This window comes from Paraburkholderia fungorum (genome assembly GCF_046026025.1).
Classification (GTDB): Bacteria; Pseudomonadota; Gammaproteobacteria; order Burkholderiales; family Burkholderiaceae; genus Paraburkholderia; species Paraburkholderia fungorum_E.
The window spans coordinates 110,632-137,421 of record NZ_JAQQFL010000020.1 but is presented as its reverse complement, the minus strand read 5'-3'; the positions used below and the strand labels follow the sequence as shown (position 1 = coordinate 137,421).

Below are 26,790 nucleotides of genomic sequence, written 5' to 3'. Positions count from 1 at the left end.
GATCCAAGGTCAAACTCCGGGTTTGCCCTTGGATAAATCGCGCAACCCATTGAGCTACAAGGATTCCTTGCCAAAATAGTCAGATTGACCGTCAAAGCGCCGTGGCGAGTATTTGCTTGACATCGGCAGTTCCGCTTCGCTATGTTCCATGGGTACAAAAGACACCGCCAGCAGCGCATCTGGCCGGCGGACTTCCATACCAAGAAGCGAGGAGACGCAATGACTGTTTCAGGCAGGTTGGCGTTCAGGCTGGTGTCCCTAAGTCTCCTGGCAAGCGCCTTGATTGCGCCTTCCGCGCACGCGGCGGATCCGGTAACGCTCAATATCGTCGACGTGGCCGGCGATCTTCAACTCACGCAGAAGGGTTTCGAGGCCTTCAAGGCCAGGTATCCGAATCTCGTCGCCAATTTCACGTTCACCAACGCACCCGCGCCGCAGTTGCCCGGCAAGATCAAGGCGATGCAGGCCGCCGGCCGCTCCGATATCGATCTCGTCCTGACAGGCACCGACGCGCTGGCCGCCGGCATCGAACAGAATCTCTGGATGAAGCTGTTGCCGGACAATGCGGCGGCGTTCCCCGGCGTGCTCGACAAATACGCGCCTGGTCCGCGCAAGATGCAAGACCTCGCACAGGGCTTTGGTCTCGAAGTCGCGTATATGCCGGCGGGCCCGTTGCTCGAATACAACCCGGCGAAAGTCAGTGATCCACCCAAAACACCTGAACAACTTTTGCAATGGTGCAAGGCGCATCCGGACAAGCTGATCTACGCGCGGCCTGCGAACTCCGGTCCAGGCCGCACGTTCCTGATGGGTTTGCCTTACGTGCTCGGCGACAAGGATCCGCAGGATCCGGTTCACGGTTGGGACAAGACATGGGCCTTCCTCAAGCAACTGAACGATTGCATTCCTTACTATCCGGGTGGCACGTCGGCGGTGATGAAGGAGCTGGGTGAGGGCTCACGCGACATGACCGTGACCGTCACCGGCTGGGACATCAATCCGCGCGCGCTCGGCATCGTCCCCGCGGAATTCCGCGTGCAGGCATTCGACAACATGACGTGGGTGAACGACGCGCACTACATGGTGATTCCGAAGGGCGTGCCGAAGGAAAAGCTCGACGTGCTCTACAAGCTGATGAACTTCATGCTCGAACCGGCACAGCAGGCCATGACCTATGACGACGGTTATTTCTACCCGGGACCGGCGATCAAGGGTGTGAGCGTCGAGCAGGCGCCCGCGCACAGCCAGGATGTGCTGAAGAAGTATGGCCGGCCGGAGTACGCGAAACTGCTGGCCGAGCGTCCACATGTCTTGCCACTGAACGCCACCGCGATGGTCGCGGCTTTCAGGAAGTGGGACAGCGATATCGGCGCGCAGAAGACCCGGTAGGCCGCGAGTCAGCACACGTATCCGTTCGTTCAGGCCGCCGCCGCGACTCGTGCGTCAAGTGCAACGCGTATCAGGAAATCGCCATGAAGCATCACTTTGAGCAGTTGCGGCTCGATTCGGTGAGCCGCAGTTTCACCAATGCGGAGGGTCAGGCGGTCGCGGCGTTGCAAGGTCTCGATCTGAATATCCAGCGTGGCGAATTTATCGCGCTGCTCGGACCATCGGGCTGTGGTAAATCCACCGCGCTCAATTGCATCGCCGGTTTGCAGCCATTGAGCGGCGGCGGCATCTGGCTCGACGATAAACGCATCGACGTGCTGCCGCCGGAAAAGCGCGGCTTTGGCATGGTGTTCCAGAACTACGCGCTGTTTCCGCACATGAGCGTGCTCGATAACGTCGGCTTCGGGCTGAAGATGCGCGGCGTCGGCAGGAGCGAAGCCATGCGCCGCGCGCGCGACGCGTTGCAGCTCGTCCAACTGGTCGGACATGAGCGCAAGTTGCCGGGACAGCTTTCCGGCGGTCAGCAGCAGCGCGTGGCGATTGCCCGCGCGATTGTGATCGAACCGCCGCTGATTCTGATGGACGAACCGCTGTCGAATCTCGATACGAAACTGCGCATTGAAATGCGTGCCGAGATTCGCCGCATCCACAGCCAGCTCGAACGCGCGACGCTGTACGTGACACACGATCAGGACGAAGCGCTTTCCATGGCCGATCGCATCGTCGTGATGAAGGAGGGGGTGGTGCAGCAGATCGGCACGCCGAAAGAGGTCTACACGCGGCCACGGAACCTGCATGTCGCGCGTTTCATGGGCTATCGCAACGTGACTGAATTCGTGCTCGAAGGCACGCAAGGCGATGGGGTCGCGGTGAGTGCGAACGGCGTGCGTCTGATCGGTACGCCGATGGCCGGTTTCAACGGCAAGCGCGTGAGCGTCGCGTTGCGTCCGGAGGATATGGAGCGTACCGCGCCTGACGCGGAAAACGCTTTCGACGCCCTGGTGAGCACGGTGGAATACGGCGGCCACGATTCGCTGCTGCGGGTGAAGACCGCGTTCGGCGATGTGTGGGCGCGCATCGCAGGCGAATTCGAAGAGGGTGAACGCATCAGTCTGCGTGTGCCGCCGTCACGCACGCTCGTCTATGACGCAGAGGCTGCATGAGCACGCCAACGCTGTCACCGCCGCGCGGACCCGCTGCGCCGCGTGACGCCAAAGCATGGCTGGTCGCGCCGGCTCTGATCTTCATTACCGCGTTGTTCATCCACCCGTTTGCATACGGCTTGATGCTGTCGTTCCAACCGATGAACGGTGGCGGCCTGTGGGCCAACTATCGGACGTTCTTTACCGACACGTCGATGTGGCCGACCATTCTCGTCACGCTCAAGCTCGCCGTGCCCGCCACGCTGATCAACGTCGGTGTGTCGGTTCCCGTGGCGTTCGCGTTGCGCCGCAATTCGCGCTACCAGAAACTCGTCACGACGCTGCTGGTGATTCCCGTCACGCTCGGCACCGTGCTGATCGCCGACGGCATGCTCACCTATTTCGGCCCGAACGGCTGGTTTCCGCAGGCATTGCAAGGCCTGCATCTCTACACCGATGAAGTACGTTTGACCCATAACTTCTGGGGCGTGCTGATCTCGCTGATCGTGTCGGGTTTTCCGTTTGCGTTTCTGCTGACGCTGTCATACGTGACCGGCATCGATCCGACGCTCGCGAGCGCTGCCGCCACACTCGGCGCGAGTCCGTGGCAGCAGTTTCGTCGCATCTATCTGCCGCTGCTGGTGCCGGGTTTGACGATGGCCGCGTGTTTATCGTTCGTGCAGGCGTTCTCGGTGTTTCCATCGGCCGTGCTGCTGGGGGCGCCTGCGGGCCCGACGCGTGTGATGTCGATTGCCGCAGCCGAAGCCGCGTTCGAAAGCTACGACTATTCGCTGGCTTCCACGATCGCGATGGTGATGGGCTTTGTGCAACTGCTGGTGGTGGCCGCCATGCTCGGCGCGCGCCGCTTCTTCTACAGCGGTCCGACGACGGGAGGCAAAGGCTGATGGCTGCCGATCACCACGGCGCGCATGGTTCATGGTCCGCGTCCACATCGAACGAAAACAGCGGCGGCGCGCGGCAACCCAGCAAGCGTGTGAAGCAGCGTGCCAGTGTGCCGGGGCGCATCTGGCGCCTACTGGTGTGGGGTGCGATGGTGTTTTTCCTCGTCAACGTGGTGTTGCTGATTGCGACCGTCGCGGTGAATTCGGTGGCGACCCGCTGGTTCGGCACGTTGTTGCCGCAAGGCTTTACGCTGCATTGGTACGCGCAGGCGTGGAGCGATTTCCAGTTGGCGAGCGTGTTGTGGGTCACCGTCGAAGTGGTGGGTGCGGTGGTGGTGTTGTCGGTTGTGCTCGGCGTGCCCGCGGCGTATGCGCTCGCCCGCGTGCAGTTTCCCGGCAAGCGTGTGGCGATGCTGATTTTCCTCTTGCCCTTGATGGTGCCACCCGTCACGTACGGTATCCCGATGGCGACCGTGATGTATAAGGTCGGTCTCGCGGGCACGCTGGGCGGCGTGATTCTGGCGAATCTCGTGCCGGCGCTGCCGTTCGTGATCCTGGTGATGACCCCGTTCATCGAGCAGATCGATCCCAATCTCGAAGCGGCGGCGCGCATTTTCGGCGCCAACACGTTCCGCTATTTCCGCTATGTCCTGCTGCCTTTGCTGGTGCCGGGCATGTTAGCCGCGGGGTTGCTCGTGCTGGTGCGCACCATCGGCATGTTCGAGCTGACATTTTTTACGGCGGGCCCCGCGACGCAAACGCTCGTGGTCGCCTTGTACTACGCGGTATTTTCAACCGGCGTGCGCGCCCCGCAATCCATCGATGCCATGGCGATGATCTACATGGCGATCACGCTGATCTGGGTGCTGATCGCACTGCAATTCGTCAGCCCGACGCAGATCGTGTCACGGGTGAAGGAGCAGAAGCACTGAGGCGCCGAATCCCGGTGCTGCGGCGCGCAAACGGGCGTAGGCGGACGCAAGCGGACGTAGGCGGACGCAACCGAACATCAACGCACGCAAGCGGCAAGCCCGGGATTCAACGAACCTGCAGGGGGCGCAAACTCAGTACCCCACGCGATACACCCGACCCGTTTGCGCGCCTTCCACGCTGCGCAGGTAAGCCTGCGCCGCACGTTCGGCGCTCACCGGCTCGAAGCCGCGGAAGTAGGGCCCAAATGCGTCGAGCGCTTCGGTCAGCACGGTTGGGCTCACCACGTTGATGCGGATGCCGCGCGGCAATTCGATCGCGGCGCCGCGCACGAAACCTTCCAGGGCCAGATTGACGGTAGTGGCGTTCGCGCCTTCGCGAATCGGTTCGTCGCCGACAATGCCGCTCGTCAGCGTGAATGAGCCGCCGTCATTGACGTACTGCTGGGCGCCCAGCACCACGTTGATCTGACCCATCAGCTTGTCGCGCAGACCGACCCAGAACTGCTCGACGCTCATCTCCGGCAAGGGGCCGAAATGCAGCTTGCCGGTGGCGGTGACCACGCCGTCGACCTTGCCGATCTCGCCAAAGAGGCGCTCGATGCTGGCCGGGTCGGTACTGTCGACGCGATACTGGCCGCGTGTCGCGCCCACTTCGATAACTTCATGGCGAGCTTTCAATGCTGCGCTTACTGCGCGGCCGACCGTGCCCGTTGCGCCGATCACGACGATCTTTTTCATCTGATGCTCCGTTGGGTAGTGAATCTGCCGTCGATTGTGTCGGCGTTCGGCGGGCGGAAATAGCCTGTTCGGCTTGCAGGTCTTGCAACCCGGAGTTTCTAATCCGTGACGAAGCGCGCACCGTCATTCAAACGGTGCGCGCTTTGGAATTGCCTGATTAATCGAAGCGAGCTGCGCAATTCAAACAAATACGCGTAGTGGCACAGTTCCAATACCTATTTCGACCGATGTAATTCGATTACGCGCGTGGGCCGTAAATGATTAAGGGCGTAGTGAATGCGGCCGCGTTCGCGACGGCTGCGGATCGAGCGCGGATCGTCGAGCGGGTCATCCGCTGAATCGAGTCCTTGCGGCTCGACCATGCCTTTGTCGACGACCGTGCAGCCCGGTTCGAGCGCCAGCAGCAGATGATTGCCGCCAACCCGGCTGTCGAATCCGGCCATGCCGTCGTGCGCCTCCGGCACGCTGTTGATCAGGGAGGCGTTGCTTGTGGTGATTTCGTCGGGCGAGATCGGGCTGTGGCCGGCGATGCGGGCGGCCTCGAGGTTTTTGCCGTCGGTGTCGACCGTGCTGTCATGGGTGCGGTCGTTGTGCAGTTCGGTCGTGCGTGGACCGATGGTACGCGGCTCTTTGCCGGCGTCTGCTGGCTTGTTGATATCGCTGTTCATCATGCATTCTCCGTTGAAGATGACATGGTTGAAGTGCGGCAAAACCCGTTCCTGCTCCGCGCAATGTTTTCGTGCGGTGAGTTTGTACTGCGCGCGCCGCGGTTGCCTCGCGGTTATCTGCACTGACGTATGCAGGCATTTCGCCTGGCGATTGCGTCTGGCGATCCTTTCGTTTTTTTTTTAATGGACGCCTATTTTCTACAGAGTATGATCTTACTCCGACAAGTGAAGCGCGGTTAAATTGGTGTCATGCGTTGACGACATGCATTGACGTCGTGCGTCCGGTTGTTTTTACATGGCCGGGAATGAACACACGCGCTACTCAGAACATCTTACGGGGCCGTCAGGGCGGGTGACACATGCACTTCGATGCTGCATTCACACATCGCGGCTATTTGCTGAATTGCGCGCCTGCGCGCGTGGGCGATGGTACTTGGCAACCTTATGTAGTCATCTCCCGCTCGAGCGACGGCGAACTGGTCGCTAACCGTTTCTTCCCCACCGACTTGCGTTTTCCTGACGAAGTTGCCGCCATCGCGCACGCGCGCGATTGGGCGGTGCGCTGGATCGACGCGAGCAGCGTGACCATCTGAAGCATCCGGCATGCCGGGCAGCCACGCGTTGCGGCGCTGCGCGGGTCGCGGCAAAACGCGGTAATCTCTTGGGACAATCACTCTGAACCGTGCCTCGCGCACGGCGTTGTCCTTTTATGCCTAACGTGCCTTCCCACAACTGGGGCCTCGAGCAGATCGTCGCCGACTTGCGTGCGTCGCGTGAAGAATTGCATCGCACGCGGCATCCGCTCGGCATTCGCGAGCTGCCGTCACGCGATGCGGTGATCGCGATTGTCACTGGCTTGCGCGCGGCGCTGTTTCCCACGCACTACGGCGCCCCCGATCTGACCGACGAAACGGTCGACTACTACGTTGGCCATACACTCGAAAGCACGTTGCGATTGCTTGCCGAGCAGATACGGCGCGCTTTGCGCTTTCTGCCCGAGTTCGGGGAGACGCCCGATGCGGATCTGAAGGAGCGCGCGTACAGTGTCGCGCGAGAATTCGGCACGCAGTTGCCCGGTATTCGCGCATTGCTGGTGAGCGATATCCAGGCCGCTTTCACGGGCGACCCGGCCGCTCAGCACATCACGGAAATTCTGCTGTGTTATCCGGGCGTGTGGGCGATGACGCACCATCGTCTTGCGCACGCGCTGCATCGCCTCGGCGTGCCCTTGCTGGCGCGCTTCATCAACGAGATCGCGCATTCGGCGACCGGCATCGACATTCACCCCGGCGCGACTATCGGGCCGAGTTTCTTTATCGACCACGGCACGGGCGTCGTGATCGGCGAGACCGCGATCATCGGCGAGCGTGTGCGCGTCTATCAGGCGGTGACGCTCGGTGCAAAGAGCTTTGCCGCGGACCTTGACGGCACGCTGATCAAGGGCAACGCGCGCCACCCGATCGTTGAAGACGACGTCGTGATTTATGCCGGCGCGACGATTCTTGGCCGCGTGACGATCGGGCGCGGTTCGGTGATCGGCGGCAACGTGTGGTTGACGCACAGCGTGCCGCCGGGCAGCAGCGTGTCGCAAGGCAAGATCCGCGAAAGCGAGCGCACCGACGAGGGGCGTGGTTGATGAACGGCCCGGCTCGCTTGTCAACTTGCGCTTTGCAGCGTGGCTTGGCGCGCGTGGCGCTGTTCGATTCGACACGCGGTTCACGGCGCGTTATCGCTGCGCGGATGAGCGCGTGTTGTGCCGCGCGGAACGCTGATTAACTCCTGAGAGGCGACCCATGCCGCACGGCCGCGTTTACATGCCGCGTTGCGCGATTGCCGGTGTCGAGGCGACGGTGGCTGAAACAGCGCATTCGTTTCCGCGCCATTCGCACGATCGCTTTGGGGTGGGTGTGATTGTGACGGGCGGGCATCGCTCGTCGAGTGGTCGCGGTGTGGTTGAAGCGCGGGCGAGCGATGCGATCATGGTGAATCCGGGGGAGGTGCACGATGGCAGTCCGCTTGACGAGCGCGGCCGGGCGTGGCGCATGTTGTATTTCGAGCCGTCGATGCTATCCGACGTCGCCACCGAGTTAAACGGTGCGGCTGCGCATGAGATCGAACTGACGCAACCGGCGGTACACGACCCGTTGCTGAAGATGTTATTCGAGCACCTCTTCGAGGTATCGGTTGAACGGCAAACCGTGCCGGACGAACTGGTACGGGAGGAGGCGATGCTCGAGTTGCTTGGGTATCTGGTCCGGGCGCACGCGACCACGCCGGCACGTTCACGGTTGGCACGGCAGTTGGGTCCGATTGCACGAGCGAGGGCGCGAATCGACGACGATCCATCGTCACTGCTTACGCTAGCCGATCTTGCGGCGGACACTGGCCTGAGTCGTTTCCAGTTGCTACGCGGCTTCGCGCACGAGACGGGCCTACCACCGCACGCGTACCGGATGCAGCGCCGCGTGATTCTTGCGAGACAACTGATCGCACGCGGCAGCCCGTTGGCGGACGCAGCCGCCGCCGCGGGCTTCGCTGACCAGAGCCACATGACCCGGGCATTCGTCCGATTGCTGGGCATCACCCCCGCCAACTACGCGTCTGCGACGCGCGCATAACCAACCACCGGCATAAGTAAATAACCCATCGGCGCGCGCAGCGCCGCCGGAAGAATGACGGCTGTGTCACCAGCGCTGAATGTGCGAGAGCACAGATTCCAGATGCACCACTACCGCAACTGTGCGGGGGACCCGCTTATGAGCTAGCGGTGTGAGCCGCTTTCTCTTGCTTACTTCTCTTTGCGGCCGGCAAAGAGAAGTGAGTGCCGCCCCGCACAGGGGCAACGCTAATAGACCACTACCAAAGCAAGGAGAGGCCAAAGAATCCAGAACAAACTCCCCCGTCACCCCCCCTTCAAAAACCGCAAAACCGAAACCCCATGCACCGCATGCACCCCATGCAACCAGAAATGCTCCCCAACAAAAAAAGCCACAACCCACGAACCCGCAACAACAATCAAATCACAATGCCCACTATTCCAAAGCTTCAACGAATGCCGCCCGGCAACCCAGGGCACCCCCAAAGGATTAGGCCAATCGGCCAGCAAATGCATCAACCCACCGCAAGCAAACCCAAACCCAAACGCAGGCGCAGCAAAATAACCAGACCGCCCAAGCCAATGATAAGAAACCGCAAGCAACGCGCCCCACGCCACACCCCAATGCGTCAACGTGCGATGCGTAATCCACAGCCTTCGCGCGCGTGACCACCACGCCACCTCCAGCCAGTCCGGCGCCGTACTCCCTGCCACCCCGGCGACGAAGCTCAACAGCACGCCGATATGAAACGAACCGCCGCCGCCGACGCGCGCGACAACCGCCGCCGCGATAACACCGGCTGCGAACCCGGTCGCGTGATGTGCCTTGCTGGATGCCATCGAACCTCACGACGCAGCGCGCCGGATAAAAGCTAAAGGGCGGCTATGTTCGCAGATGAACGGATAAAAAAATAGCCGACACGCGACATAAAAAATCGCGCCTCGGCGTGGCCTTCAGTATGGTCTTCAACAACGCAGCGGCGTGACCAAAAAATCAGGAAGTCGCACAGCGCGCAATATCGAAGCGCATTTCCGGTTCAGGCGGGTCGTCCGGTGCATTCGCGGGGTGTATTACCTTGATGACCGAGCCGGCGTTGAACGGCGTCAGCGTGACGAAATACGAGTTGTTCGAATCGGAGCCGACGGCGATCTCGGTCGCCTCGCCAACGCGCGACGTCCGCACGCGCGAGAGCTTGCCTTCGAGGCAATCGGCGATATAAGCCGGGGCGCGTTGCGAAGACACGTACATCATCGGTTGGGACGCATCGCGGGCGGGACCGCTGGAGGAACCGCAGGCAGCAAGCAAAGCAGTGACGGCAGCAGCGGGAGCAAGCAGGAGAAGTCTTTTCATGGTTCGGTCGTCGGCGTCCCCGGTCGTGCACGGGAACTTGGGGCGCGGGCGAAACACGACGCGATTGAACGCGACGTCATGCTTCGCGACGAAACCGCCGTTCAACCGCAACGACGTTACGACGTAACGACATAACAACGTTGAGGCAAGGAAGGCAGCCGCCCTCAGTATACCCACGGCGCGCTTGCGCCGTCACTATGACTACGCCGAAACGTGGGGACGTAAGCGCCATGAAAAAAACCGCGACGTGATCGTGTCACACGCGGCTTCGGCTGTAGAGCGGATGCATACGCCGCTCTACACGTTCCATCAGAGCAATGAGAAAAACCTAGAAGCGGTGACGCAGGCCGACGGCGGCGGCAACCTGGTTGCCTGTCGACGACGGCGCCAACGTGTTGATCGCCGCCACGTTCGCACCGAAATTGCCGAGTTCGCCCGACGCGTGCTGGTACACGCCTTCCACGTACACGTCGGTACGCTTGCTCAGCGAGTAGTCGCCTTGCAGCGACACCGTGTGCCACTTCGGATCGCCCGAACCGTTTGAACCCGACATCTTGCCGTCGGTGAACGTGTAGGACGCGGCGAGGCTCAGTGCCGGCGTGAGTGCGTATTTACCGTTCAACTCGTAGTTGTCCAGATGCAGGTTCGTGCCCGCCACGCCAGGCAGTGTCACGCCGCCGACGTCCACGCCGCTGATGCCGTCCAGTTGCGTATGCGTGTACACGAAGCCGGCCGTTGCCGGACCGTACGTGTAGTTGATACCCGCGCCGAAGGTGCGCTGCAGGTTGGCCGCGACTGCCGCGGTGCCGTCGCCTTGCGACACGGCGCCGCTCAGGTTCGAACTGCCCGAGTTGTTCAGTTGCAGGTAAGCGGCGGCCACGCTAAGCGGGCCGTTGTCGTACGAAGCACCGGCGCTCCATGCACGGTTGTTCGAGAACTGGCCGGCCGAATTGCTGAAGCCGTACAGGCCGCCGAATTTGAGGCCGGCATAGTTCGCGCTCGTGTACTTCACGGCGTTCTTGATCGAGAACGAGTTGTCGAGATTGTCGTTGTCGAACGGATGAGCGGCGAGGTTGTTGCCGTAGCCCGCGCCCGCTTCGGACAGTGGCGCGAGGTAATCGACCACGGAATCGTACTGGCGGCCGAGCGTCAGCGCGCCGTATTGATCGCTCTTCAGCCCGACGAAAGCCTGACGATTGAACATCGTGCTGCTTTCCGAGAACTGGCCGTTGTTCAGATTGAAGCCGTCTTCCAACGTGAAGATGGCATGCAGGCCGCCGCCAAGGTCTTCGCTGCCGCGCAGGCCGAAGTAGGTGTTCGACACCGAACCGCTGCCTTGTTGCCAGTTGCTATGGCCACTCTGGTTGTTCGAGTAGACGAGGCCGGCGTCCAGCGTGCCGTACAGCGTCACGCTGCTCTGTGCGTGAGCGGTGATGGCGAACGCGCCCATGAGACCTGCTGCGATGAGGGTTTTTTTCATGTTTAGATAACTCCGGGACAGTGCGTAGAGAATCGCATTCCAGTGTTTGCAGCCGATTGCGCCGGCTGCCTGACGATCCGCTGGGCAGTGTATTCCTGCTATTAATATCTTTAGGCACGTATGGCACAACAATGATTTTTCTAATTAGCAATGGCCGATTTGTAATTGTGTAAGTGCGAGTAAATAAAGAAAAAATCTTTGAATCAGATGGCTCTGTAACTATCTGTCAAATTGTGGGTGTTGCTCGATCACGACGTTCTCGTTGAGTCATATCTGGTAAGGATTTGAGGGCATTGTCTTGCGAATTTTGATTTATTCTATTTTCTGCAATGCACTCTTCCAGTTCGTATGGTCTATCTCGGCTAATTATGGTTCTACAATTCACCTCACCCCTTGACCAGGGGTGTCTTTTTCATCTTTTTATACGCGGCTTTCGGGCCGCGTTTTTTTTGAAAAATTCATAACGAATTAATAAGTTCCCATACGTAACGAAATGAATTATTTCGAGTGACGGGGAGCTCGCCCCGGCTTATCCATTCGTCAGGGGGCGGATTCGGCGCGCGCGGGGCGGGTAGAATCGCAGGCTTGAGATGTGTTTCCGCCCCGCGAACGTGAGTAAACCTGTAATGACCGATACCCCCCTTCCATCGTCCGACACCACTGCTATCCCCACGACGGAAGGCGCGTCTGAAATCCCCGAAGCCACGCCCGAGCACCTTGACGAGGCGCAGCCCGAACCCGAAACCCAGCACGAAGCGCGTCTGTGGCGCGACGATGGCTGGACCGCGCGCGTCATCAAGAATGAAGACGATGAAGGCTGGGCCGTCGCCATGATCAAGGACGGCGAAGCGGAACCGGCGCTCGTCGGTCCGTGGACGATGGGCCGCAACAAGAAAGATCCGAAGCCGCTCGACACATCGGCGTTCAACACGCTGGTGAAAACCGCGTCTGAGGTGTTGCGCCGCCATGAGCAGCAACTGCGCGCCCAGTTGCATAAAGAAGTGCGCGTGGCCAGCGCGGACGGCAATGACGAACTCGACATCACGCTCGACATCGTCCCCGACGAAGACGAACCGTACGCGTTGCTGACCGCGCTCGACACATTCGGCGAACAGCTCGCACAAGTGCAGGTCGCGCCGAACTTCAAGCTGAGCAAGGCGAGCGCCGCTGCGTGGGTCGAGAACGAGTTTCGCCGCCCGGGTTAAGCAGGCGCGACCAGGGTTTTGCTGACGAATAGCCAAACAAAATATTACTAAAGCCTGTCAATATACTTTCACATTGACTTCATAGAATCCTCGCGTCATAGCGGCGCGAGCGTGAACCATGTGGTTTTGGGTCTGAGTGCGTGCCGGCTGTGCATTCACCCACGCTACCCAAACACTGGATCACGACAACATGGCAGAGCCGTTCGACCTTTCCCGCCGCAAGGCCCTGAAAATATTCGCTGGCGTGCCGATGCTGCCGTTAGGCGGCCTCGCCACAGCGTCGATGCTGACCGCCTGCGGCGGCGGCAGCGACCCGGTGACGCCGGTCAAACCGGTGGCCAACTTCGTCTCGGCGGCATTCAACGCCATGGCGGCGCCGACGCTGGCGAACCCTGCCGCGATGGCGACAACCACGGTCGGCTCGACCCTCACGGTGCAACTGAGCGACGGCAGCAGCCGCTCGTTCAAGCTCGCTTACCAGCCGTTCTTCGTGACCGGCGACATGGTGCCGAACATCAAGGGCGGGACGATCCTGGCCGGCGGCTACTTCGACATCAACAACCAGCCGATCATCGATAAATCGGTTCCGGGTAAGGAGCGCCAGTTCTACTCCGATTGTCCGGACGGCAGCTCGCTGATCCGTCTCGACAAGCCGACGGTCAAGGGACTCAAGGGCAATGCGGTATTCGCGGTCGTGCAGTTCGAGTACACCACCCGCGATCAGAGTCTGAAGTCGATGTACGGTCAGCTGCCTTCGCCGATTGCCGTGCTCACGCTCGATCAGGATCCCGCGACCGGCAAGCTCACGCTGGTGGGTTATTCCAACGTGGATACGTCGAAGGCGCATGGCTTGTGGATCACCTGCGGCGCGAGCCTCTCGCCGTGGAATACGCATCTGTCGAGCGAGGAATACGAGCCGGACGCCTCCACGATCGCGACCAATAGCCAGTTCAAGGGCTTCAGCCGCAGCCTGTTCGGCGACGAAACCACAGCCAACCCGTATCACTATGGCCATCTGCCGGAAGTGACCGTGAATCCCGACGGCACCGGCACGATCAAAAAGCACTACTGCCTCGGCCGCATCTCGCACGAACTGATTCAGGTGATGCCGGACAAGCGCACCGTGCTGATGGGCGACGATGCGACCAATGGCGGCCTTTTCATGTTCATCGCCGACCGCGAGGCCGATTTGTCGGCCGGTACGCTCTATGTCGCGAAGTGGACGCAGACCTCGGCGAGCGGCGCGGGGGCGGCGACGCTCTCCTGGATCAATCTGGGCCACGCGGCCAGCGACGAAATCGAGGCGCTCGCCAACCAGTTGCGCGCGAGCGACATCATGGATATCGCGACCAAGGATCCCGCCGATTCGACCTACACCAAGATCAACTACAACGGCACCTTCAACTGGGTGCGCGTCAAGCCGGGCATGACGAAGGCTGCGACTTTCCTCGAAACGCACCGCTACGCGGCGTTGGCGGGCGGCAGCATGGGTTTCACGAAGCTCGAAGGCACGACGGTCAATATCAAGGACAAGGTGCTGTATTCAGCGATGTCACGCATCGAGAAATCGATGGTGCGCGGCAACGTGGCCTCGACCGATGTCGCTGTCGACAAAGCCATCAACGCCGGCGCGGTTTACGCGCTGAACATGAAGGGCGGCCAGCGCGACCGCAGCGGCGGCGCGATCAACAGCGATTGGGTGCCGGTGGACATGGCTGCACCCGCGGCGCTGGTCGGCGAGGATCTGTCGCCCGCCGACGCGCTCGGCAACACGGCGAATCCGGATCGCATCGCCAATCCGGACAACCTGAAGTTCTCCGAGAAACTGCGCACGCTTTTCATCGGCGAAGACAGCGGCATGCACGTCAACAATTTCCTGTGGGCTTACAACGTCGACACCAAGACGCTCGCGCGCGTGTTGTCGTGCCCGGCGGGCGCGGAGTCGACGGGCCTGCACGCGGTTGACGAAATCAACGGCTGGACTTACGTGATGAGCAACTTCCAGCACGTCGGCGATTGGGAAACACCGTTGCACGATAAGGTCCAATCCACGCTCGATCCGCTCGTGCGGGCGAACTATAAGGACCGCTTCGGCGCGACGGTGGGATATCTGACGGCAGACCCGGCGGGGATCAAGCTGTAACGGGAAGCGGGAAGCGGGAAGCGGAGCAGTGGGACGGCGTTGGGCGGCATGCCCGGCGCCGCCTCAACTCCGTTTGCAGAAAATCGCCGTGATGAGCGGCGCCACCCGGTGCACGATCGCCGTGCTGCCGGCCTCGGTGAGCGCGCTCTGAACCTTCGATTCGCTGCCGAACACCACGACGCCATAGGCCGAGCGGGCTACCGGCTCGCCGTCGCCGACGCGAAACATCGGATCGTCTTTTTCGTAGCCGACCACCGCGAAAACGCGAAAGCCGAAGGCGGTCAGGTCGGCGCCTCGCGTCGGCGAAAACGCATTGATGGAATTGCTTTCGACCCGTGATGGTTTCGGGTCGATCAATTGTTGGTCGGCGAGATCGGCAATGAACTGATGGCCGCTTTCATTGCAGATCAGCGGTGCGTCGAGGGCGGCGGCGTGGCCGGTAAGCGGCAGCGCCGCAGTGGTCAGTGCGAGGAATGCAGAGAAAAACAGGTATTTCATAAGCGTGAATAACGACCCGCGTTCGATGTAGTGTGTTCGCAACGGGTGGCGGCCAAATGTCGCGACCCGAAAGACGTTGCGCATCGAAGTGATATGTCGTGACAGGCGCAACTGGAATCGCACTTTAACCGGATTCGGCATATTTTGCGCGGCGGCCGGCCCGTAGGGACCACCCTGAGTCCTTAAGAAAACGTTAAGGAACGAAGCACGCTTTCGCGATCCCGTATATATTTCCGGGTTATGAATTCCCGACCAAAAATTCCATTGAACGTTCCGGTCCCCAGGACCTGGGATGCGAGGCTCGCCCGCCGGCTTGTCACGCCGCTCGTCGGCACCTGGGTCACGCCGAATCATCTGACCACGTTACGTCTGCTAATTGGTGTTGCTGGCGCCCTTTGCCTCGCACATGGCGGATTTACCTGGACCAACGCGGGCGCCTTTCTGATCGTAATGTCGAACTTCGTCGACCACACGGATGGCGAGCTCGCGCGCATCGGCGGAAAATCGAGCCGGATCGGTCACTTTTACGATCTGGCGTGTGATGCGCTCGTGACAGTCATGTTGTTCGTCGGCATGGGCATCGGTACGGCGCATGTTGGTGCATTGAAAATTTCGCCGGGATGGCTCGGCGCCGTGGCAGGCGTTGCGGTCGCATTGATTTTCTTCCTGCGCATGCGCATCGAGGACATGGCGGGCAAGGCCGGTACGAAGCAGGCGTCTGTCGGTGGCTTTGAAACCGAAGACGTGCTGTATCTGCTACCCATCGTCACGCTCACGAGCGTCGTCTCGCCGTTCGTGGTGGTGGCGTCGATCGGCGCGCCGCTCTTCGCCGCCTGGGTCGTGGTCGACTATTGGCGCGTCGCGCGCCGCGCCGCGCACTCGGCGGCCGTTCCCGCCACGGCGTCTGAAACCAGTCAAATGTGGGCCAGCGAATGAGTATGCACGCCGAAGACGACTTGATCCCATCAGTCTCAACTGAACGTTCGCAAGCCGTACAGGCCGTGCCGGCCGCGCCTGCGCCGGATGCCGATCGCGCCGTAGCGAGCCGCACGCGGACCTTCAACACGCCGCGTCTCGCCAAGGATTTCACCGATCAGGACGCGTTCCTGTATCTGGAAGATTTCCTCGCGCCCGAAGTCACCACCCAGCTCGTGCAGAGTGCGCGCGGCCTGCTCGACGAAGTGAACCGCAACTATCTGCCGGGCCACAAGCAGGGCGGCAGTGTGAGCCGTCATACGATTGACCGTCTCGCGCCGTTCATCGCCGAGCTGTATCGCTCGAAGGAATTGATCGGCTGGCTCGAGCAACTGAGTGGCGACAAGCTGCAGGTGTCGCCCGTGGACGATCCGCATGCGTATGCGCTGTATTACTACACGCGGGCCGGCGATCACATCGGCTGGCACTACGATACTTCGTACTATGACGGCCGCCGCTACACGCTGCTGCTCGGCGTGATCGACGAATCGTCGTGCCGGCTCGATTACGAATTGCATACGCGCAATCCGGACGTGCCGGATCAGCCGGGCTCGGTGCAGATTCCGCCGGGTGGTCTGGTGTTTTTCGACGGCGACAAACTGCGTCATCGCATCACGCCGGCCAGCGCAAACGAAATGCGCGTATCGCTGACTTTCGAATACGTCACGGATCCGAACATGCGGCCGTGGCGCCGTTTCATCTCCAACATGAAGGACGCGATTGCGTACTTCGGTTTCCGTCAGGTCTTCCGTCAAATGACGAAGCGCGGCAAGGGCCACGCATGACACGCGTGGCCCTGATTCTGCTGTCGATCGGGACGGCGCTTTTTGTCGGCCTGCTCGCGTGGCAGGGGTTCGGCTCGATTGCCTCGGCGCTGGCCGCGGCAGGCTGGGGGCTTGTGCTCGTGGCGGCGTTTCACCTCGTGCCGCTGGTGCTCGACGCCGGCGCGATCTCGGTGCTGTTTCGCCGCCGGCATGACGGCGTGCATCACGACGTCACGCTGCGCGATGCATTGTTCGCACGCTGGATCGGCGAATCGGTGAATAGCCTGTTGCCGGCCGGCCAGATCGGCGGCCCGGTGGTGATGGTGCGTCAACTGTCCCAGCGCGGCATGCGCATGCGCGACGCGGCCGCCGCCATTACCGTCAGCACCACGGCGCAGGCGCTCGCGCAAATCGTCTTCGCGCTGCTCGGGCTGCTGCTGTTCGGCGCTTACGCCGCGCATGGCGCGCTTCACGATCTGCGAACCGCCGCGCTCATTGCCACCGGCGTGCTGGGCGCGATGATCGCGGGCTTCTATTACGCGCAGCGGCGTGGTCTGTTCGGCCGTTTGCTGGGCGTGGTCTCCAAGGTGTTCGGCAAGCGCGACTGGTCGTCGCTGATGACGCGCGCCGAAGCCGTCGACGCCGCCGTACAGGGCATGTACCGCGAGCGCGGCCGCGTCGCGGCGAGCTTTGCATTGAGTCTGGCGGGCTGGATCATCGGCACGGTCGAAGTGTGGCTCGCGCTGCGTTTTCTCGGTCATCCGGTCGACTGGGTCGACGCACTCCTGCTCGAAAGTCTCGGCCAGGCGATTCGAGGCGCCGCGTTCATGATCCCGGGCTCGCTCGGCGTGCAGGAAGGCGGTTATCTGCTGCTCGCGCCGCTCGTGGGCTTGCCGCCGGATGCGGCGCTGGCGTTGTCGCTCGCCAAGCGCGCACGTGAAATCCTGCTGGGTTTGCCGGGGCTCCTGGTGTTGCACTTCAGCGAACGAAACTGGCAACGGCGGCGCGCCACGGGGCGCGTGCCGGTTGTCGATTAATCTCCGAATTTTTTCAAAGGACTGCGCATGCGTGCCATCATCCTCGCAGCGGGCCTAGGCCTGCGTCTCCAGCAACCGCCGCAGGCACAGTTCCCGAAGTGCCTGTTGCAGTTCGACGGCTTGAGCCTGCTCGAACGGCATCTGCAGATGCTTGAAACAGCCGGCGTGACCGACGTCGTGCTGGCGCTGGGTTTTCAGCCGGAGTCGGTGCAGGCGGAACTGGAGCGGATCAACTGGCCGCATAAGGTGGAAACCGTGCTGAACCCGCGTTACGACCTGGGCAGCGTGCTGACGGTGCACACCGTGGCCGAGGCGCTGACGCGCGGCGGCGACGTGCTGCTGATGGACGCCGACGTGCTTTACGACGAGCGCATTCTGAGCGCGCTGGTGGCCGGCGAGACGGTCAACCGTCTGTTGATCGACCGTGATTTCGAAGCGGGCGACGAGCCCGTCAAGCTGTGTCTGAAAGACGGCGTGCCGGTCGAATTGCGCAAGCAGCTCGCCGTCAATCTCGAGTACGACACGATTGGCGAATCGGTGGGCTTCTTCCGTTTCCGCCAGGAAACCGCGCAACGTTTCGCACAGATCGTCGCGGGTTACGTGGACAGCGGACGGGCCAACATGCCGCACGAAGAGGCGGTGCGTGACCTGTTGCTGGAGCGCAGCCAGGTATTCGACACGGCTGACGTGACCGGCTCGCCGTGGATCGAGATCGACTTCCCGAACGACGTCGCTCGCGCAAGCACTGAGATTCTGCCCCTGCTGCAACCGCTGGTCAGCGCAACGCGCGACTAAGGCGATTGAGGCGACTGAGGCGGCTAACGCGACCAAGGAGACGAAGGCGATTACGAAAGGGGCTTCGTTCAACAACATCTGTTGTCGTTGCAATGCGATAATTGCCCCTTTACACCGGCGGCCTTGCAACCCGTCGTCATGCCAATGCCTCTCGCCTTAGGCACTTTCATTGTTCCGCTGATCGTCGCCTGTGCGATGTTCATGGAAAACATGGACGGCACGGTCATCGTGACGTCGCTGCCAGTTCTGGCACGCGATCTCGGCCAGGACCCCATCACCCTCAAGCTTGCCGTGACGACATACGTCATCGGCCTCGGTGTCTTCATTCCCATTTGCGGCTGGGTCGCCGACCGCTTTGGTTCGCGCACGGTGTTTCGCACGGCAATCGGCATTTTCATGGCGGGTTCGCTGATGTGCGCGGCGTCCACGTCGCTGGGCACCTTCGTGGTTGCGCGCTTCGTGCAAGGCGTCGGCGGCGCGATGATGGTGCCGGTGGGGCGCATTATTATTTTTCGCTCGGTGCCGAAGTCGGATTTCATTCGCGCGGTCAACTATCTGACCGTACCCGCGCTGCTCGGACCCGTAGTGGGCCCGCCGCTCGGTGGCTTCATTACGACATATCTGCACTGGCGCCTGATTTTCTTCATCAATATTCCGATTGGCCTGCTGGGCATCTGGCTCGCGAACAAGCACATTGCCAACGTGCGCGAAGCGCATCCCGGCCGGCTCGACTGGACCGGTTTTGTGTTGTCGGCGAGCGGGGCGTCGCTGTTCATGCTGGGGCTCTCGCTGGTCGGCGGCGAACTGGTGTCGAACACGGTATCGATCAGCATGTGCGTGATCGGCGTGGTGTTGCTGGTGATTTACGTGCTGTACGCGAACCGCGTCGAGTTACCGGTGCTCGATCTGCGGCTATTGCGCATTCCGAGTTTTCACGCGAGTGTGGTGGGCGGCTCGCTGTTTCGCATCGGTCTCGGCGCGGTGCCTTTTCTGTTGCCGCTCGCCTTGCAGGAAGGCCTTGGCATGACCGCGTTCAAGTCGGGGTCGATTACCTGCGCGTCCGCGTTCGGCTCGATCTTCATGAAGGCGGCTGCGTCGCGCATTCTCGCCCGTTTCGGTTTCCGCACGGTGCTGATGTTCAATGCCGGTTGCGCGGGCCTCGCCATTGCCGTCTACGGGCTGTTCTTTCCGGGCACGCCGCATTGGCTGATCTGGTGCGTGGTGCTGTTCGGCGGCTTCTTCCCATCCTTGCAATTCACCTCGTTGAATACCTTGGCATATGCGGATATTCCGAGCCGCGACGTCGGCCGCGCGACCAGTGTGGCGAGCGTGATCCAGCAGATCTCGTTAGGGCTCGGTGTGACGATCGCCGGCATCGTGCTGCAAATCTCGCACAACGTGCAGGGCCATTCGAGCATCGTGTTCTCGGACTTCTGGCCAGCGTTCCTTGTGGTCGGCCTGTTCTCGTTCCTGTCGATTCCGGTGACCGCGCGCTTGCCGCAAGGCGCCGGCGATGAAATCGCGCGCGGCAGCAGAGGGACCGCCTGAGGGTTCGGTTCGTGCCGCGCCTGGGTCTTGTGGCGCGGCGCGCTAACTACATTCGATGCCGATTCGAACACCGCTGCCGGTGACAATTATCGGCATGATGCAGCGCGGTTTTTGTGTGCTGCAGCATGCACCACATGTGTGCAACAGTGTCGCAAATACTGGACACGCATGTTATAAGCGCAAGGCAGCTTTCGTTATCGTTAGATGAAGAAGTCGTCTTGGAGGAGATCCAATGAAGTTGTTGCACAACGCCAAATCGTCCGTTAGCGGACTTGCGCTAGTCGCGCTCGTCTCCGTTTCAAGCGGGTTTCTCGAAGCCACACCGGCCTTTGCCAAGGCGCCCGAAAAAGCGCAGCCGGCAATTCTCACGGCTTCCGCCATTGCGGTCGCCGACAAGTACAGCGCCGACGCCGCGGAGCAGATCTTCAAGGAAGGCGGCAACGCCGTCGACGCGGCAGTCGCGATCGCCTTCACGCTTGCCGTGACGTATCCGGAAGCGGGCAACATCGGCGGCGGCGGTTTCATGACGCTGTATGTCGACGGCAAGCCGTACTTCCTCGACTATCGCGAGCGTGCGCCACTGGCCGCAACGAAGAACATGTACCTCGACGACAAGGGCGAGGTCATCAAGGACATGAGCCTGTTCGGCTATCGCGCGGTAGGCGTGCCGGGCACCGTCGACGGCATGTGGCAAGCGCAGCGCCGCTTCGGCAAGCTCAAATGGAAACAGGTGCTCGCCCCGGCGATTCACTACGCACGCGATGGATTCGAAGTCAGCGAGCAATTGCAGCAGCGCCGCGACGACGCAGCGAAAGACTTTGCCGGCAAGACCAACTTCGACACCTACTTCGGTAACCTGAAGCAGGGCGTCAACTTCAAGCAACCGGATCTCGCCGCCGTGCTGCAGCGCATTTCGGATCAGGGCGCGAAAGACTTCTACTCAGGCAAGACGGCTGATCTGATCGCGGCGTCCATGCGCGGTCATGGTCTGATTACGAAGGCCGATCTGCAGCAGTACAAGGCGGTGTGGCGTCAGCCGATCCAGGCCGACTGGAACGGCTATCGCGTGATCACCGCGCCGCCTCCGAGCTCGGGCGGTATCGGTCTCGTGCAGTTGCTGAAGATGAAGGCCGACATTGCGCCCGACTTCAAGGACGTCACGCTGAATTCCGCGCAGTACGTGCACCTGATTGCGGAAATCGAGAAGCGCGTGTTCGCCGATCGTGCGCAGTATCTCGGCGATCCGGACTTCTACAAGGTGCCGGTGGCACAACTGACCGACGACGCGTACATCGCGAAGCGTGCCGCGGAAGTGAACCCCAATACGCCGTCGGATACGAAGAGCATACAGCCGGGGCTCGGCACGTCGATGCCGGAGAAAGCGGAAACCACGCACTTCTCGGTGATCGACAAGTGGGGTAATGCCGTGTCGAACACGTACACCATCAACGGCTACTTCGGCTCGGGTGTGGTGGCGGACCGCACGGGCATCGTGCTGAACGACGAGATGGACGACTTCTCCGCGAAGCCGGGCGTTGCGAACCAGTTTGGCGTGGTGGGCAGCGACGCGAATTCGATCGATCCGAAGAAGCGCCCGTTGTCGTCGATGACCCCCACGATTCTGACGAAGGACGGCAAGGTATCGCTCGTGATCGGCACGCCGGGCGGCTCGCGCATCTTCACGTCGATCTTCCAGGTGATCAACAACGTCTACGACTTCAACATGCCGTTGCAGGAAGCCGTGGGCGCGATGCGCTTCCATCACCAACTGTTGCCGCCGAACACGATCTTCTGGGAGCCGTACAAGCCGATCGAAGGCGAGCTCGCCAAGCAGATCGAAGCCAAGGGTTACACGCTGAAGGGGCAGGATTTCAGCGGCGACATCCAGGCGATCAAGGTGAATGGCAATACGCCGGAAGCCGCAAGCGATCCACGCGGCCGTGGTGTTGCGCGGGTGATCCAGTGAACGGTTGAGTGCATCTGCGCGGCGCATCTTCGCTGATGCGCCGCATGCAGAAAAAGGCCTCGCGCTCGTTTGAGCGTGAGGCCTTTTTTATCCGCGAGACTTATGGCGCGTGAAGCCTGATTGAGCCGCTGCGCGAACGTCTGGTCAGCTTGTCTGTTCGACTGGCGTCAAGGTCAACTCGAGCCGTTGCGCGCCGCGCAACACGGTTACGCTGACGGGCTTGTCGATACGCGAGGCGTCGAGCGTGCGTTGCAGACTATCGACGTCTTGCACCGCAAGCGCGTCGATCGCGACAATCGTGTCGTCGGTGCGCAGCCCACCGAGCGCGGCCGGACTGCCTTTGACGATTTCCATCACGTGCACGCCGCTCTCCAGGCTCAGACTGAAATAGCGCTGCACGCGGCGCGACAGCGGCCGCGTGGTGCCGGCCACGCCGATGTACGCGCGCCGTACGCGGCCATGCGTGAAGATCTGCATGATGACCCACTTGGCCGTATCGATCGCGGTGGCGAAACAGATCGCCTGCGCGCCGGGAATGATCGCGGTGTTCACGCCGATCACCTGGCCGGCCGAATTGATCAGTGGGCCGCCCGAATTGCCGGGATTGAGCGCGGCATCCGTCTGGATCACGTCGTAGATCATGCGGCCCGAATTCGAGCGCAACGAGCGGCCAAGCGCCGAGACCACGCCGGTCGTCACGGTTTGCGCGAGGCCGAGCGGATTGCCTACCGCGATCGCGATCTGGCCGACGCGCAGCTTCGACGATTCGCCGAGTTCGACGTGCGGCAACGGTTCCGGCGAGCCGATGCGCAGGACGGCCAGATCGCTGCCGGGATCGTCGCCGACCAGATCGGCGTCGAATTTCGAGCCATCGGCGAGTGTTACCGTGATGTGCGTGGCGCCATGCACGACGTGGCTGTTGGTGAGCAGATAGCCATCGGGCGTGAACAGAAAACCCGAGCCGGTGCCGCCGCGCGTGCCGCGGCTGTCGTGCCCGGCGGGCGCGCCGGGCAGCCGGCGTTCGACGGAAATGAAGGCGACGGCCTGCTGAACGCGTTCCAGCGCGCCGATTACGGTGCGGGAGTAGGCGTCGAGCAGGGCGTCGTCGGATAAAACGGTGAGGGGATCGGGCCCGGGGGCGTCGGATGCGGCGCGCGACAGGTCATCGATGAAGCGTGGACGGCTTCCCATGGCGATGCTCCGGATAAACGGGAATCCAGATGCGGGGCGGCGGAGGGGTTTTCAAGTGCGGGTGCGGCGGGGGCGAGGCCGGCTACTGGACCTTTCCTGCGTCAGGCAACGCCTGCGCCAAGGTCCGAAACCCCATACAGGTCCGTCCGGCGTTACCATGCCAGGCAGGAGGTAGCCGCCATGAACTCACCTACCACGTCAGCCGCAGCCGCAGCCTCTGCCGCATCTAGTGTGCGAACAGATCCGACGGAGCCGCCCGGGCCACGCATCGAGTCGCTCAGCGCCATCACGCTCGCGACCCACGATATGCCGCGCGCGGTGCTGTTTTACGAAGCGCTTGGTTTTCCGGTCAAATTCGGCGGTTCGCACGAAGCGTTCACGTCATTCGCATTTGGCGGTTCGTATCTGAACCTGATTGTCGACACGCGCGCGCCAGTCAACTGGTGGGGCCGCGTGATCATGTATGTCTCGGATGTCGACGCGCTCTACCGCAAGGCGCTGGCGGCGGGTTTGAAGCCGTCGCTCGAACCGTCGGATGCACCCTGGGGCGAGCGCTATTTCCACATTACCGATCCCGACGGCCACGAACTCAGCTTCGCGAAGCCATTGCGTTAGGCGGGCGGCCGCGCAAAACTCGCTATCATGGCTCACCAGAAGGCGCGCAGGCCGCATGCGAACCGCTCGCCGCAGGACCCGGCCGCCGCGCCGGTAACACGGCTGACACCTCGCGCTTCGATAATCGAACCCGTTCGCGACGCGTATGCGCCGCGCGCCTAACCATTTCCGTTGCCAGGAGAGTCCTAATGAAAGAGCTGGATCCGAGACCCGAGGCCGAAGTCATGGCAGAACGGCAACGCCGTTTCGAGGAAGACCTCATCGACGCGTACGACGAAGAGCTCGAAATGGAGGTCGACGACCGCATTATCGACGGTGCGGACGGCTTCACGCCCGAGCATCGCGAGGCGCGCAAGCTGTACTTCCGCGAGCTGTTCCGCCTGCAGGGCGAGCTCGTCAAACTGCAGGACTGGATCGTGCAGACCGGCCATCGCCTGGTGGTGATTTTCGAGGGGCGCGACGCAGCCGGCAAGGGCGGCGCGATCAAACGCATCACGCAGCGGCTCAATCCGCGCGTGTGCCGCGTGGCGGCGTTGCCGGCACCGAACAATCGCGAACGCACGCAATGGTATTTCCAGCGTTACGTGTCGCATCTGCCGGCCGGCGGCGAAATGGTGCTGTTCGATCGTAGCTGGTACAACCGCGCGGGCGTCGAACGTGTGATGAATTTTTGCAGCGACGACGAGTACGAAGAGTTTTTCCGCTCGGTGCCGGAATTCGAAAAGATGCTGGCGCGCAGTGGCGTGCAGATTCTCAAATACTGGTTTTCGATCACCGACGAAGAACAGGAAATCCGCTTCCAGAACCGTATCCACGACCCGCTGAAGCAGTGGAAACTCAGTCCGATGGATCTGGAAAGCCGGCGCCGTTGGGAAGCGTATACGCAGGCAAAGGAAGTCATGCTGCAGCGCTCGCACATTCCCGAAGCGCCGTGGTGGGTCGTGCAGGCGGTCGACAAGAAACGCGCGCGCCTGAACTGCATTCATCATCTGCTGAGCCAGGTGCCGTACCATGAGATCGAACATTCGCTCGTCGAATTGCCGGCACGGGTCTATCACGACGAATACAGCCGCCAGCCGGTGCCGCCGTCGATGATCGTGCCCGACGTGTTTTGATCGAGGTTGGCGTTGCGGGTTTCGGCCCGGTGGAATGAAAAAAGCGCGGCAGAAGCCGCGCTTTTTTTGTCTGCGCCGTGGCCGGACTTGCTACCGGCTACAGCGGTTCAGGCGATTTCAGCCGTTTCAGAATACCATCCGGAACAGCCAGTAAAGACCACCCGCCAGCGCGATTGAAACCGGCAGTGTCAGTATCCAGGCAAGGATCAGGCTGCGCACCGTGGCCCATTGCAAGCCGGAGCCGTTGGCCGCCATGGTGCCGGCCACGCCTGAGGACAGCACGTGCGTGGTCGATACCGGCAAGCCGTACATGTCGGCTGCGCCGATCGTCAGCATCGCTACCACTTCAGCCGAGGCGCCCTGTCCGTAGGTCAGATGCTGCTTGCCGATTTTCTCGCCGACCGTGACGACAATGCGCTTCCAGCCGACCATCGTGCCGAGGCCCAGCGCGATGGCGACCGCAACCTTGACCCATGTCGGGATGAACTTGGTGGCGTGATCGGTTTGCGCCTTGAAGTTGTCGATCGCTTTGGCGTCGTCCGGCGAGAAGGCCGGCTGTTTGCTCTTGTCCATCAGGCGAATCGCTTCGGACGCAACATACATATTGTTGCGCACGTTATCGACGATGTTTTGCGGCACGGCTGCCATCGATCCCGATGCGCCGACCTGCTGGCCAATCAGCGTGGTGAGTTGCTGCAAGGCCGGCACGGTGGCGGGCGTCAACTGACGGGTGCGCACGTACGCTTCGACTTCGGCGCGCGGATCGGCGGACGGCGCGGCGCCTTGCGTGTATTTGCCGAGCGTGATCGACGCGTGTTGCGCCACCGCGATGAAGGTCTGCGTTTCCGGCGGCGTGACGGCTTTGTTCAGCGCGTACGCCGTCGGCACCGTGCCGATCAGGATCAGCATGATGAGACCCATGCCTTTCTGTCCGTCGTTTGAACCATGTGCGAACGAAACGCCCGTACAAGTCAGAATCAGCAGGCAGCGAATCCAGAACGGCGGTGGTTTCTTGCCCTTCGGCTCCGCATACAACGCGGGAACGCGCACCACGGCCTTGAGGATCAGCAGTAGCAAGGCGGACGCAAGAAAGCCGACCAGCGGCGAAAACAGCAACGATTTGCCCACGCCGAGCGCCTGATTCCAGTCCACGCCGCTCGTTCCGTTCGCGCCATGCATCAGTTGATTCATCAGACCTACGCCGATGATCGAACCGATCAGCGTATGCGAGCTCGACGACGGCAGTCCGAAATACCAGGTGCCCAGATTCCAGATGATCGCGGCGATCAGCAGAGCGAAGACCATCGCGAAACCCGCACTGCTGCCCACTTGCAGAATCAGCTCGACGGGCAGGAGTTGCAGAACGCCGAACGCGACCGCGCCCGTTGAAGTCAGCACACCGAGAAAATTCCAGGTGCCGGACCAGATCACCGCAAAGTTCGGCGCGAGCGAATGCGTGTAGATCACGGTGGCAACTGCATTGGCCGTGTCATGGAAGCCGTTGACGAATTCGAAGCCGAGCGCGATCAGAAGCGCAACACCGAGCAGGAAATAGGGCAGGACGGAGCCTTCGCGAACCGGTTGTAGATCGGTTGCCAGGTGCATGGCGCAATAAACGGCGCCAATCGCAATCACAATGAGGAAGATGATCAGGCCGAGATTGCGGCCCTTTCCACTTGCGGCGCCCGGTTGCGGGTACGAAAGTTCCGGCATGGCATAAGCCTCAAAAAGTTGTCACGG

The 26,790-nt window shown here is 61.6% G+C and carries 25 protein-coding genes; 17 read left to right on the top strand and 8 right to left on the bottom strand.

The window, feature by feature from the left end:
- Window positions 1-219: 219 nt before the first annotated feature.
- From PQR67_RS22055 to PQR67_RS22040, 4 genes are all read left to right on the top strand, one after another.
- On the top strand, window positions 220-1,389 hold the full coding sequence (locus tag PQR67_RS22055; protein ID WP_408463948.1) for an extracellular solute-binding protein: 1,170 nt from the start codon (window positions 220-222) through the stop codon (window positions 1,387-1,389).
- A gap of 83 nt (window positions 1,390-1,472) precedes the next feature.
- Window positions 1,473-2,552, top strand: a complete 1,080-nt coding sequence (locus PQR67_RS22050; RefSeq protein WP_408463945.1) for an ABC transporter ATP-binding protein — start codon at window positions 1,473-1,475, stop codon at window positions 2,550-2,552.
- The gene (locus PQR67_RS22045; RefSeq protein WP_408463942.1) at window positions 2,549-3,436 is read left to right on the top strand and encodes an ABC transporter permease; all 888 of its coding nucleotides are present in this window, start codon (window positions 2,549-2,551) and stop codon (window positions 3,434-3,436) included. Before PQR67_RS22050 ends, PQR67_RS22045 begins: the two co-directional genes overlap by 4 nt.
- Window positions 3,436-4,365 carry an ABC transporter permease gene (locus PQR67_RS22040; protein ID WP_408463939.1) on the top strand — a complete coding sequence of 310 codons (930 nt, stop codon included), beginning with the start codon at window positions 3,436-3,438 and terminating at the stop codon, window positions 4,363-4,365. Before PQR67_RS22045 ends, PQR67_RS22040 begins: the two co-directional genes overlap by 1 nt.
- Before the next feature lie 132 nt (window positions 4,366-4,497).
- On the opposite strand, the gene PQR67_RS22035 is transcribed toward PQR67_RS22040, so the two are convergent.
- Together PQR67_RS22035 and PQR67_RS22030 are read right to left on the bottom strand one after the other, a co-directional pair.
- Window positions 4,498-5,103, bottom strand: coding sequence for a short chain dehydrogenase (locus tag PQR67_RS22035; protein WP_408463936.1), 606 nt, complete (start codon window positions 5,101-5,103; stop codon window positions 4,498-4,500).
- Window positions 5,104-5,318: 215 nt separating this feature from the next.
- Window positions 5,319-5,771, bottom strand: coding sequence for a DUF3005 domain-containing protein (locus PQR67_RS22030; protein WP_408464004.1), 453 nt, complete (start codon window positions 5,769-5,771; stop codon window positions 5,319-5,321).
- 359 nt (window positions 5,772-6,130) lie between these two features.
- Between PQR67_RS22030 and PQR67_RS22025 the strand changes: the two genes are divergently transcribed.
- The 3 genes from PQR67_RS22025 to PQR67_RS22015 all read left to right on the top strand — a co-directional run bounded on the left by PQR67_RS22025 (window position 6,131) and on the right by PQR67_RS22015 (window position 8,389).
- Entirely contained in the window at window positions 6,131-6,364 is a 234-nt protein-coding gene (locus PQR67_RS22025) for a hypothetical protein (protein ID WP_408463933.1), read from the top strand.
- Between the two features lie 116 nt (window positions 6,365-6,480).
- Complete coding sequence (gene epsC / locus PQR67_RS22020; RefSeq protein WP_408463930.1) at window positions 6,481-7,407, top strand: serine O-acetyltransferase EpsC; 927 nt, start codon at window positions 6,481-6,483, stop codon at window positions 7,405-7,407.
- A 157-nt stretch (window positions 7,408-7,564) separates the two neighbouring features.
- The gene (locus tag PQR67_RS22015) at window positions 7,565-8,389 is read left to right on the top strand and encodes an AraC family transcriptional regulator (protein WP_408463927.1); all 825 of its coding nucleotides are present in this window, start codon (window positions 7,565-7,567) and stop codon (window positions 8,387-8,389) included.
- A gap of 284 nt (window positions 8,390-8,673) precedes the next feature.
- Here the strand turns inward: PQR67_RS22015 and PQR67_RS22010 are convergent, their stop codons facing one another.
- The 3 genes from PQR67_RS22010 to PQR67_RS22000 form a co-directional block, all read right to left on the bottom strand.
- Entirely contained in the window at window positions 8,674-9,207 is a 534-nt protein-coding gene (locus tag PQR67_RS22010; protein ID WP_408463925.1) for a metal-dependent hydrolase, read from the bottom strand.
- A gap of 154 nt (window positions 9,208-9,361) precedes the next feature.
- The gene (locus PQR67_RS22005; protein WP_408463922.1) at window positions 9,362-9,718 is read right to left on the bottom strand and encodes a sugar ABC transporter ATPase; all 357 of its coding nucleotides are present in this window, start codon (window positions 9,716-9,718) and stop codon (window positions 9,362-9,364) included.
- 328 nt (window positions 9,719-10,046) lie between these two features.
- Window positions 10,047-11,198 carry a porin gene (locus PQR67_RS22000; RefSeq protein ID WP_408463919.1) on the bottom strand — a complete coding sequence of 384 codons (1,152 nt, stop codon included), beginning with the start codon at window positions 11,196-11,198 and terminating at the stop codon, window positions 10,047-10,049.
- A 626-nt stretch (window positions 11,199-11,824) separates the two neighbouring features.
- Here PQR67_RS22000 and PQR67_RS21995 point away from each other — a divergent pair.
- Entirely contained in the window at window positions 11,825-12,403 is a 579-nt protein-coding gene (locus PQR67_RS21995) for a hypothetical protein (RefSeq protein ID WP_408463917.1), read from the top strand.
- Window positions 12,404-12,593: 190 nt separating this feature from the next.
- Window positions 12,594-14,546 (top strand): PhoX family protein, encoded by a 1,953-nt coding sequence (locus PQR67_RS21990; RefSeq protein WP_408463914.1) that lies wholly within the window; start codon window positions 12,594-12,596, stop codon window positions 14,544-14,546.
- Between the two features lie 63 nt (window positions 14,547-14,609).
- On the opposite strand, the gene PQR67_RS21985 is transcribed toward PQR67_RS21990, so the two are convergent.
- Window positions 14,610-15,044, bottom strand: coding sequence for a hypothetical protein (locus tag PQR67_RS21985; RefSeq protein WP_408463912.1), 435 nt, complete (start codon window positions 15,042-15,044; stop codon window positions 14,610-14,612).
- Between the two features lie 240 nt (window positions 15,045-15,284).
- On the opposite strand from PQR67_RS21985, the gene PQR67_RS21980 reads away from it, so the two are divergent.
- The 6 genes from PQR67_RS21980 (at window position 15,285) to ggt (ending at window position 22,129) form a co-directional block, all read left to right on the top strand.
- Window positions 15,285-15,980 carry a CDP-alcohol phosphatidyltransferase family protein gene (locus PQR67_RS21980; RefSeq protein WP_408463910.1) on the top strand — a complete coding sequence of 232 codons (696 nt, stop codon included), beginning with the start codon at window positions 15,285-15,287 and terminating at the stop codon, window positions 15,978-15,980.
- The gene (locus PQR67_RS21975) at window positions 15,977-16,804 is read left to right on the top strand and encodes a HalD/BesD family halogenase (RefSeq protein WP_408463907.1); all 828 of its coding nucleotides are present in this window, start codon (window positions 15,977-15,979) and stop codon (window positions 16,802-16,804) included. The genes PQR67_RS21980 and PQR67_RS21975 overlap by 4 nt, the downstream gene beginning before the upstream one ends.
- Window positions 16,801-17,820, top strand: a complete 1,020-nt coding sequence (locus tag PQR67_RS21970) for a flippase-like domain-containing protein (RefSeq protein WP_408463905.1) — start codon at window positions 16,801-16,803, stop codon at window positions 17,818-17,820. The genes PQR67_RS21975 and PQR67_RS21970 overlap by 4 nt, the downstream gene beginning before the upstream one ends.
- Window positions 17,821-17,847: 27 nt before the next feature.
- Complete coding sequence (locus PQR67_RS21965; protein ID WP_408463902.1) at window positions 17,848-18,615, top strand: phosphocholine cytidylyltransferase family protein; 768 nt, start codon at window positions 17,848-17,850, stop codon at window positions 18,613-18,615.
- A gap of 144 nt (window positions 18,616-18,759) precedes the next feature.
- Window positions 18,760-20,163 carry an MFS transporter gene (locus PQR67_RS21960; RefSeq protein ID WP_408463901.1) on the top strand — a complete coding sequence of 468 codons (1,404 nt, stop codon included), beginning with the start codon at window positions 18,760-18,762 and terminating at the stop codon, window positions 20,161-20,163.
- Between the two features lie 232 nt (window positions 20,164-20,395).
- Entirely contained in the window at window positions 20,396-22,129 is a 1,734-nt protein-coding gene (gene ggt / locus PQR67_RS21955) for a gamma-glutamyltransferase (protein WP_408463898.1), read from the top strand.
- A gap of 144 nt (window positions 22,130-22,273) precedes the next feature.
- On the opposite strand, the gene PQR67_RS21950 is transcribed toward ggt, so the two are convergent.
- The gene (locus PQR67_RS21950) at window positions 22,274-23,320 is read right to left on the bottom strand and encodes a S1C family serine protease (protein ID WP_408463895.1); all 1,047 of its coding nucleotides are present in this window, start codon (window positions 23,318-23,320) and stop codon (window positions 22,274-22,276) included.
- A 180-nt stretch (window positions 23,321-23,500) separates the two neighbouring features.
- Between PQR67_RS21950 and PQR67_RS21945 the strand changes: the two genes are divergently transcribed.
- Window positions 23,501-23,935 (top strand): VOC family protein, encoded by a 435-nt coding sequence (locus tag PQR67_RS21945; RefSeq protein ID WP_408463892.1) that lies wholly within the window; start codon window positions 23,501-23,503, stop codon window positions 23,933-23,935.
- A 188-nt stretch (window positions 23,936-24,123) separates the two neighbouring features.
- On the top strand, window positions 24,124-25,050 hold the full coding sequence (gene ppk2, locus PQR67_RS21940; protein ID WP_408463889.1) for a polyphosphate kinase 2: 927 nt from the start codon (window positions 24,124-24,126) through the stop codon (window positions 25,048-25,050).
- 126 nt (window positions 25,051-25,176) lie between these two features.
- On the opposite strand, the gene PQR67_RS21935 is transcribed toward ppk2, so the two are convergent.
- Window positions 25,177-26,763, bottom strand: coding sequence for an inorganic phosphate transporter (locus PQR67_RS21935; protein WP_408463887.1), 1,587 nt, complete (start codon window positions 26,761-26,763; stop codon window positions 25,177-25,179).
- Window positions 26,764-26,790: the final 27 nt, after the last annotated feature.

What these genes read in the sequence shown, in the direction of transcription:
- PQR67_RS21945 (WP_408463892.1), top strand. Translation starts at nt 23,501, where the DNA reads ATGAACTCACCTACCACGTCAGCCGCAGCCGCAGCCTCTGCCGCATCT.
- PQR67_RS22005 (WP_408463922.1), bottom strand. Translation starts at nt 9,718, where the DNA reads ATGAAAAGACTTCTCCTGCTTGCTCCCGCTGCTGCCGTCACTGCTTTG.
- PQR67_RS22045 (WP_408463942.1), top strand. Translation starts at nt 2,549, where the DNA reads ATGAGCACGCCAACGCTGTCACCGCCGCGCGGACCCGCTGCGCCGCGT.
- ppk2 (WP_408463889.1), top strand. Translation starts at nt 24,124, where the DNA reads ATGAAAGAGCTGGATCCGAGACCCGAGGCCGAAGTCATGGCAGAACGG.
- PQR67_RS22015 (WP_408463927.1), top strand. Translation starts at nt 7,565, where the DNA reads ATGCCGCACGGCCGCGTTTACATGCCGCGTTGCGCGATTGCCGGTGTC.
- PQR67_RS21970 (WP_408463905.1), top strand. Translation starts at nt 16,801, where the DNA reads ATGACACGCGTGGCCCTGATTCTGCTGTCGATCGGGACGGCGCTTTTT.
- PQR67_RS21985 (WP_408463912.1), bottom strand. Translation starts at nt 15,044, where the DNA reads ATGAAATACCTGTTTTTCTCTGCATTCCTCGCACTGACCACTGCGGCG.
- PQR67_RS21960 (WP_408463901.1), top strand. Translation starts at nt 18,760, where the DNA reads ATGCCTCTCGCCTTAGGCACTTTCATTGTTCCGCTGATCGTCGCCTGT.
- PQR67_RS22030 (WP_408464004.1), bottom strand. Translation starts at nt 5,771, where the DNA reads ATGAACAGCGATATCAACAAGCCAGCAGACGCCGGCAAAGAGCCGCGT.
- PQR67_RS22035 (WP_408463936.1), bottom strand. Translation starts at nt 5,103, where the DNA reads ATGAAAAAGATCGTCGTGATCGGCGCAACGGGCACGGTCGGCCGCGCA.
- PQR67_RS22025 (WP_408463933.1), top strand. Translation starts at nt 6,131, where the DNA reads ATGCACTTCGATGCTGCATTCACACATCGCGGCTATTTGCTGAATTGC.
- PQR67_RS22055 (WP_408463948.1), top strand. Translation starts at nt 220, where the DNA reads ATGACTGTTTCAGGCAGGTTGGCGTTCAGGCTGGTGTCCCTAAGTCTC.
- PQR67_RS21935 (WP_408463887.1), bottom strand. Translation starts at nt 26,763, where the DNA reads ATGCCGGAACTTTCGTACCCGCAACCGGGCGCCGCAAGTGGAAAGGGC.
- PQR67_RS22040 (WP_408463939.1), top strand. Translation starts at nt 3,436, where the DNA reads ATGGCTGCCGATCACCACGGCGCGCATGGTTCATGGTCCGCGTCCACA.
- PQR67_RS22050 (WP_408463945.1), top strand. Translation starts at nt 1,473, where the DNA reads ATGAAGCATCACTTTGAGCAGTTGCGGCTCGATTCGGTGAGCCGCAGT.
- PQR67_RS21990 (WP_408463914.1), top strand. Translation starts at nt 12,594, where the DNA reads ATGGCAGAGCCGTTCGACCTTTCCCGCCGCAAGGCCCTGAAAATATTC.
- epsC (WP_408463930.1), top strand. Translation starts at nt 6,481, where the DNA reads ATGCCTAACGTGCCTTCCCACAACTGGGGCCTCGAGCAGATCGTCGCC.
- PQR67_RS22000 (WP_408463919.1), bottom strand. Translation starts at nt 11,198, where the DNA reads ATGAAAAAAACCCTCATCGCAGCAGGTCTCATGGGCGCGTTCGCCATC.
- ggt (WP_408463898.1), top strand. Translation starts at nt 20,396, where the DNA reads ATGAAGTTGTTGCACAACGCCAAATCGTCCGTTAGCGGACTTGCGCTA.
- PQR67_RS21965 (WP_408463902.1), top strand. Translation starts at nt 17,848, where the DNA reads ATGCGTGCCATCATCCTCGCAGCGGGCCTAGGCCTGCGTCTCCAGCAA.
- PQR67_RS22010 (WP_408463925.1), bottom strand. Translation starts at nt 9,207, where the DNA reads ATGGCATCCAGCAAGGCACATCACGCGACCGGGTTCGCAGCCGGTGTT.
- PQR67_RS21975 (WP_408463907.1), top strand. Translation starts at nt 15,977, where the DNA reads ATGAGTATGCACGCCGAAGACGACTTGATCCCATCAGTCTCAACTGAA.
- PQR67_RS21950 (WP_408463895.1), bottom strand. Translation starts at nt 23,320, where the DNA reads ATGGGAAGCCGTCCACGCTTCATCGATGACCTGTCGCGCGCCGCATCC.
- PQR67_RS21995 (WP_408463917.1), top strand. Translation starts at nt 11,825, where the DNA reads ATGACCGATACCCCCCTTCCATCGTCCGACACCACTGCTATCCCCACG.
- PQR67_RS21980 (WP_408463910.1), top strand. Translation starts at nt 15,285, where the DNA reads ATGAATTCCCGACCAAAAATTCCATTGAACGTTCCGGTCCCCAGGACC.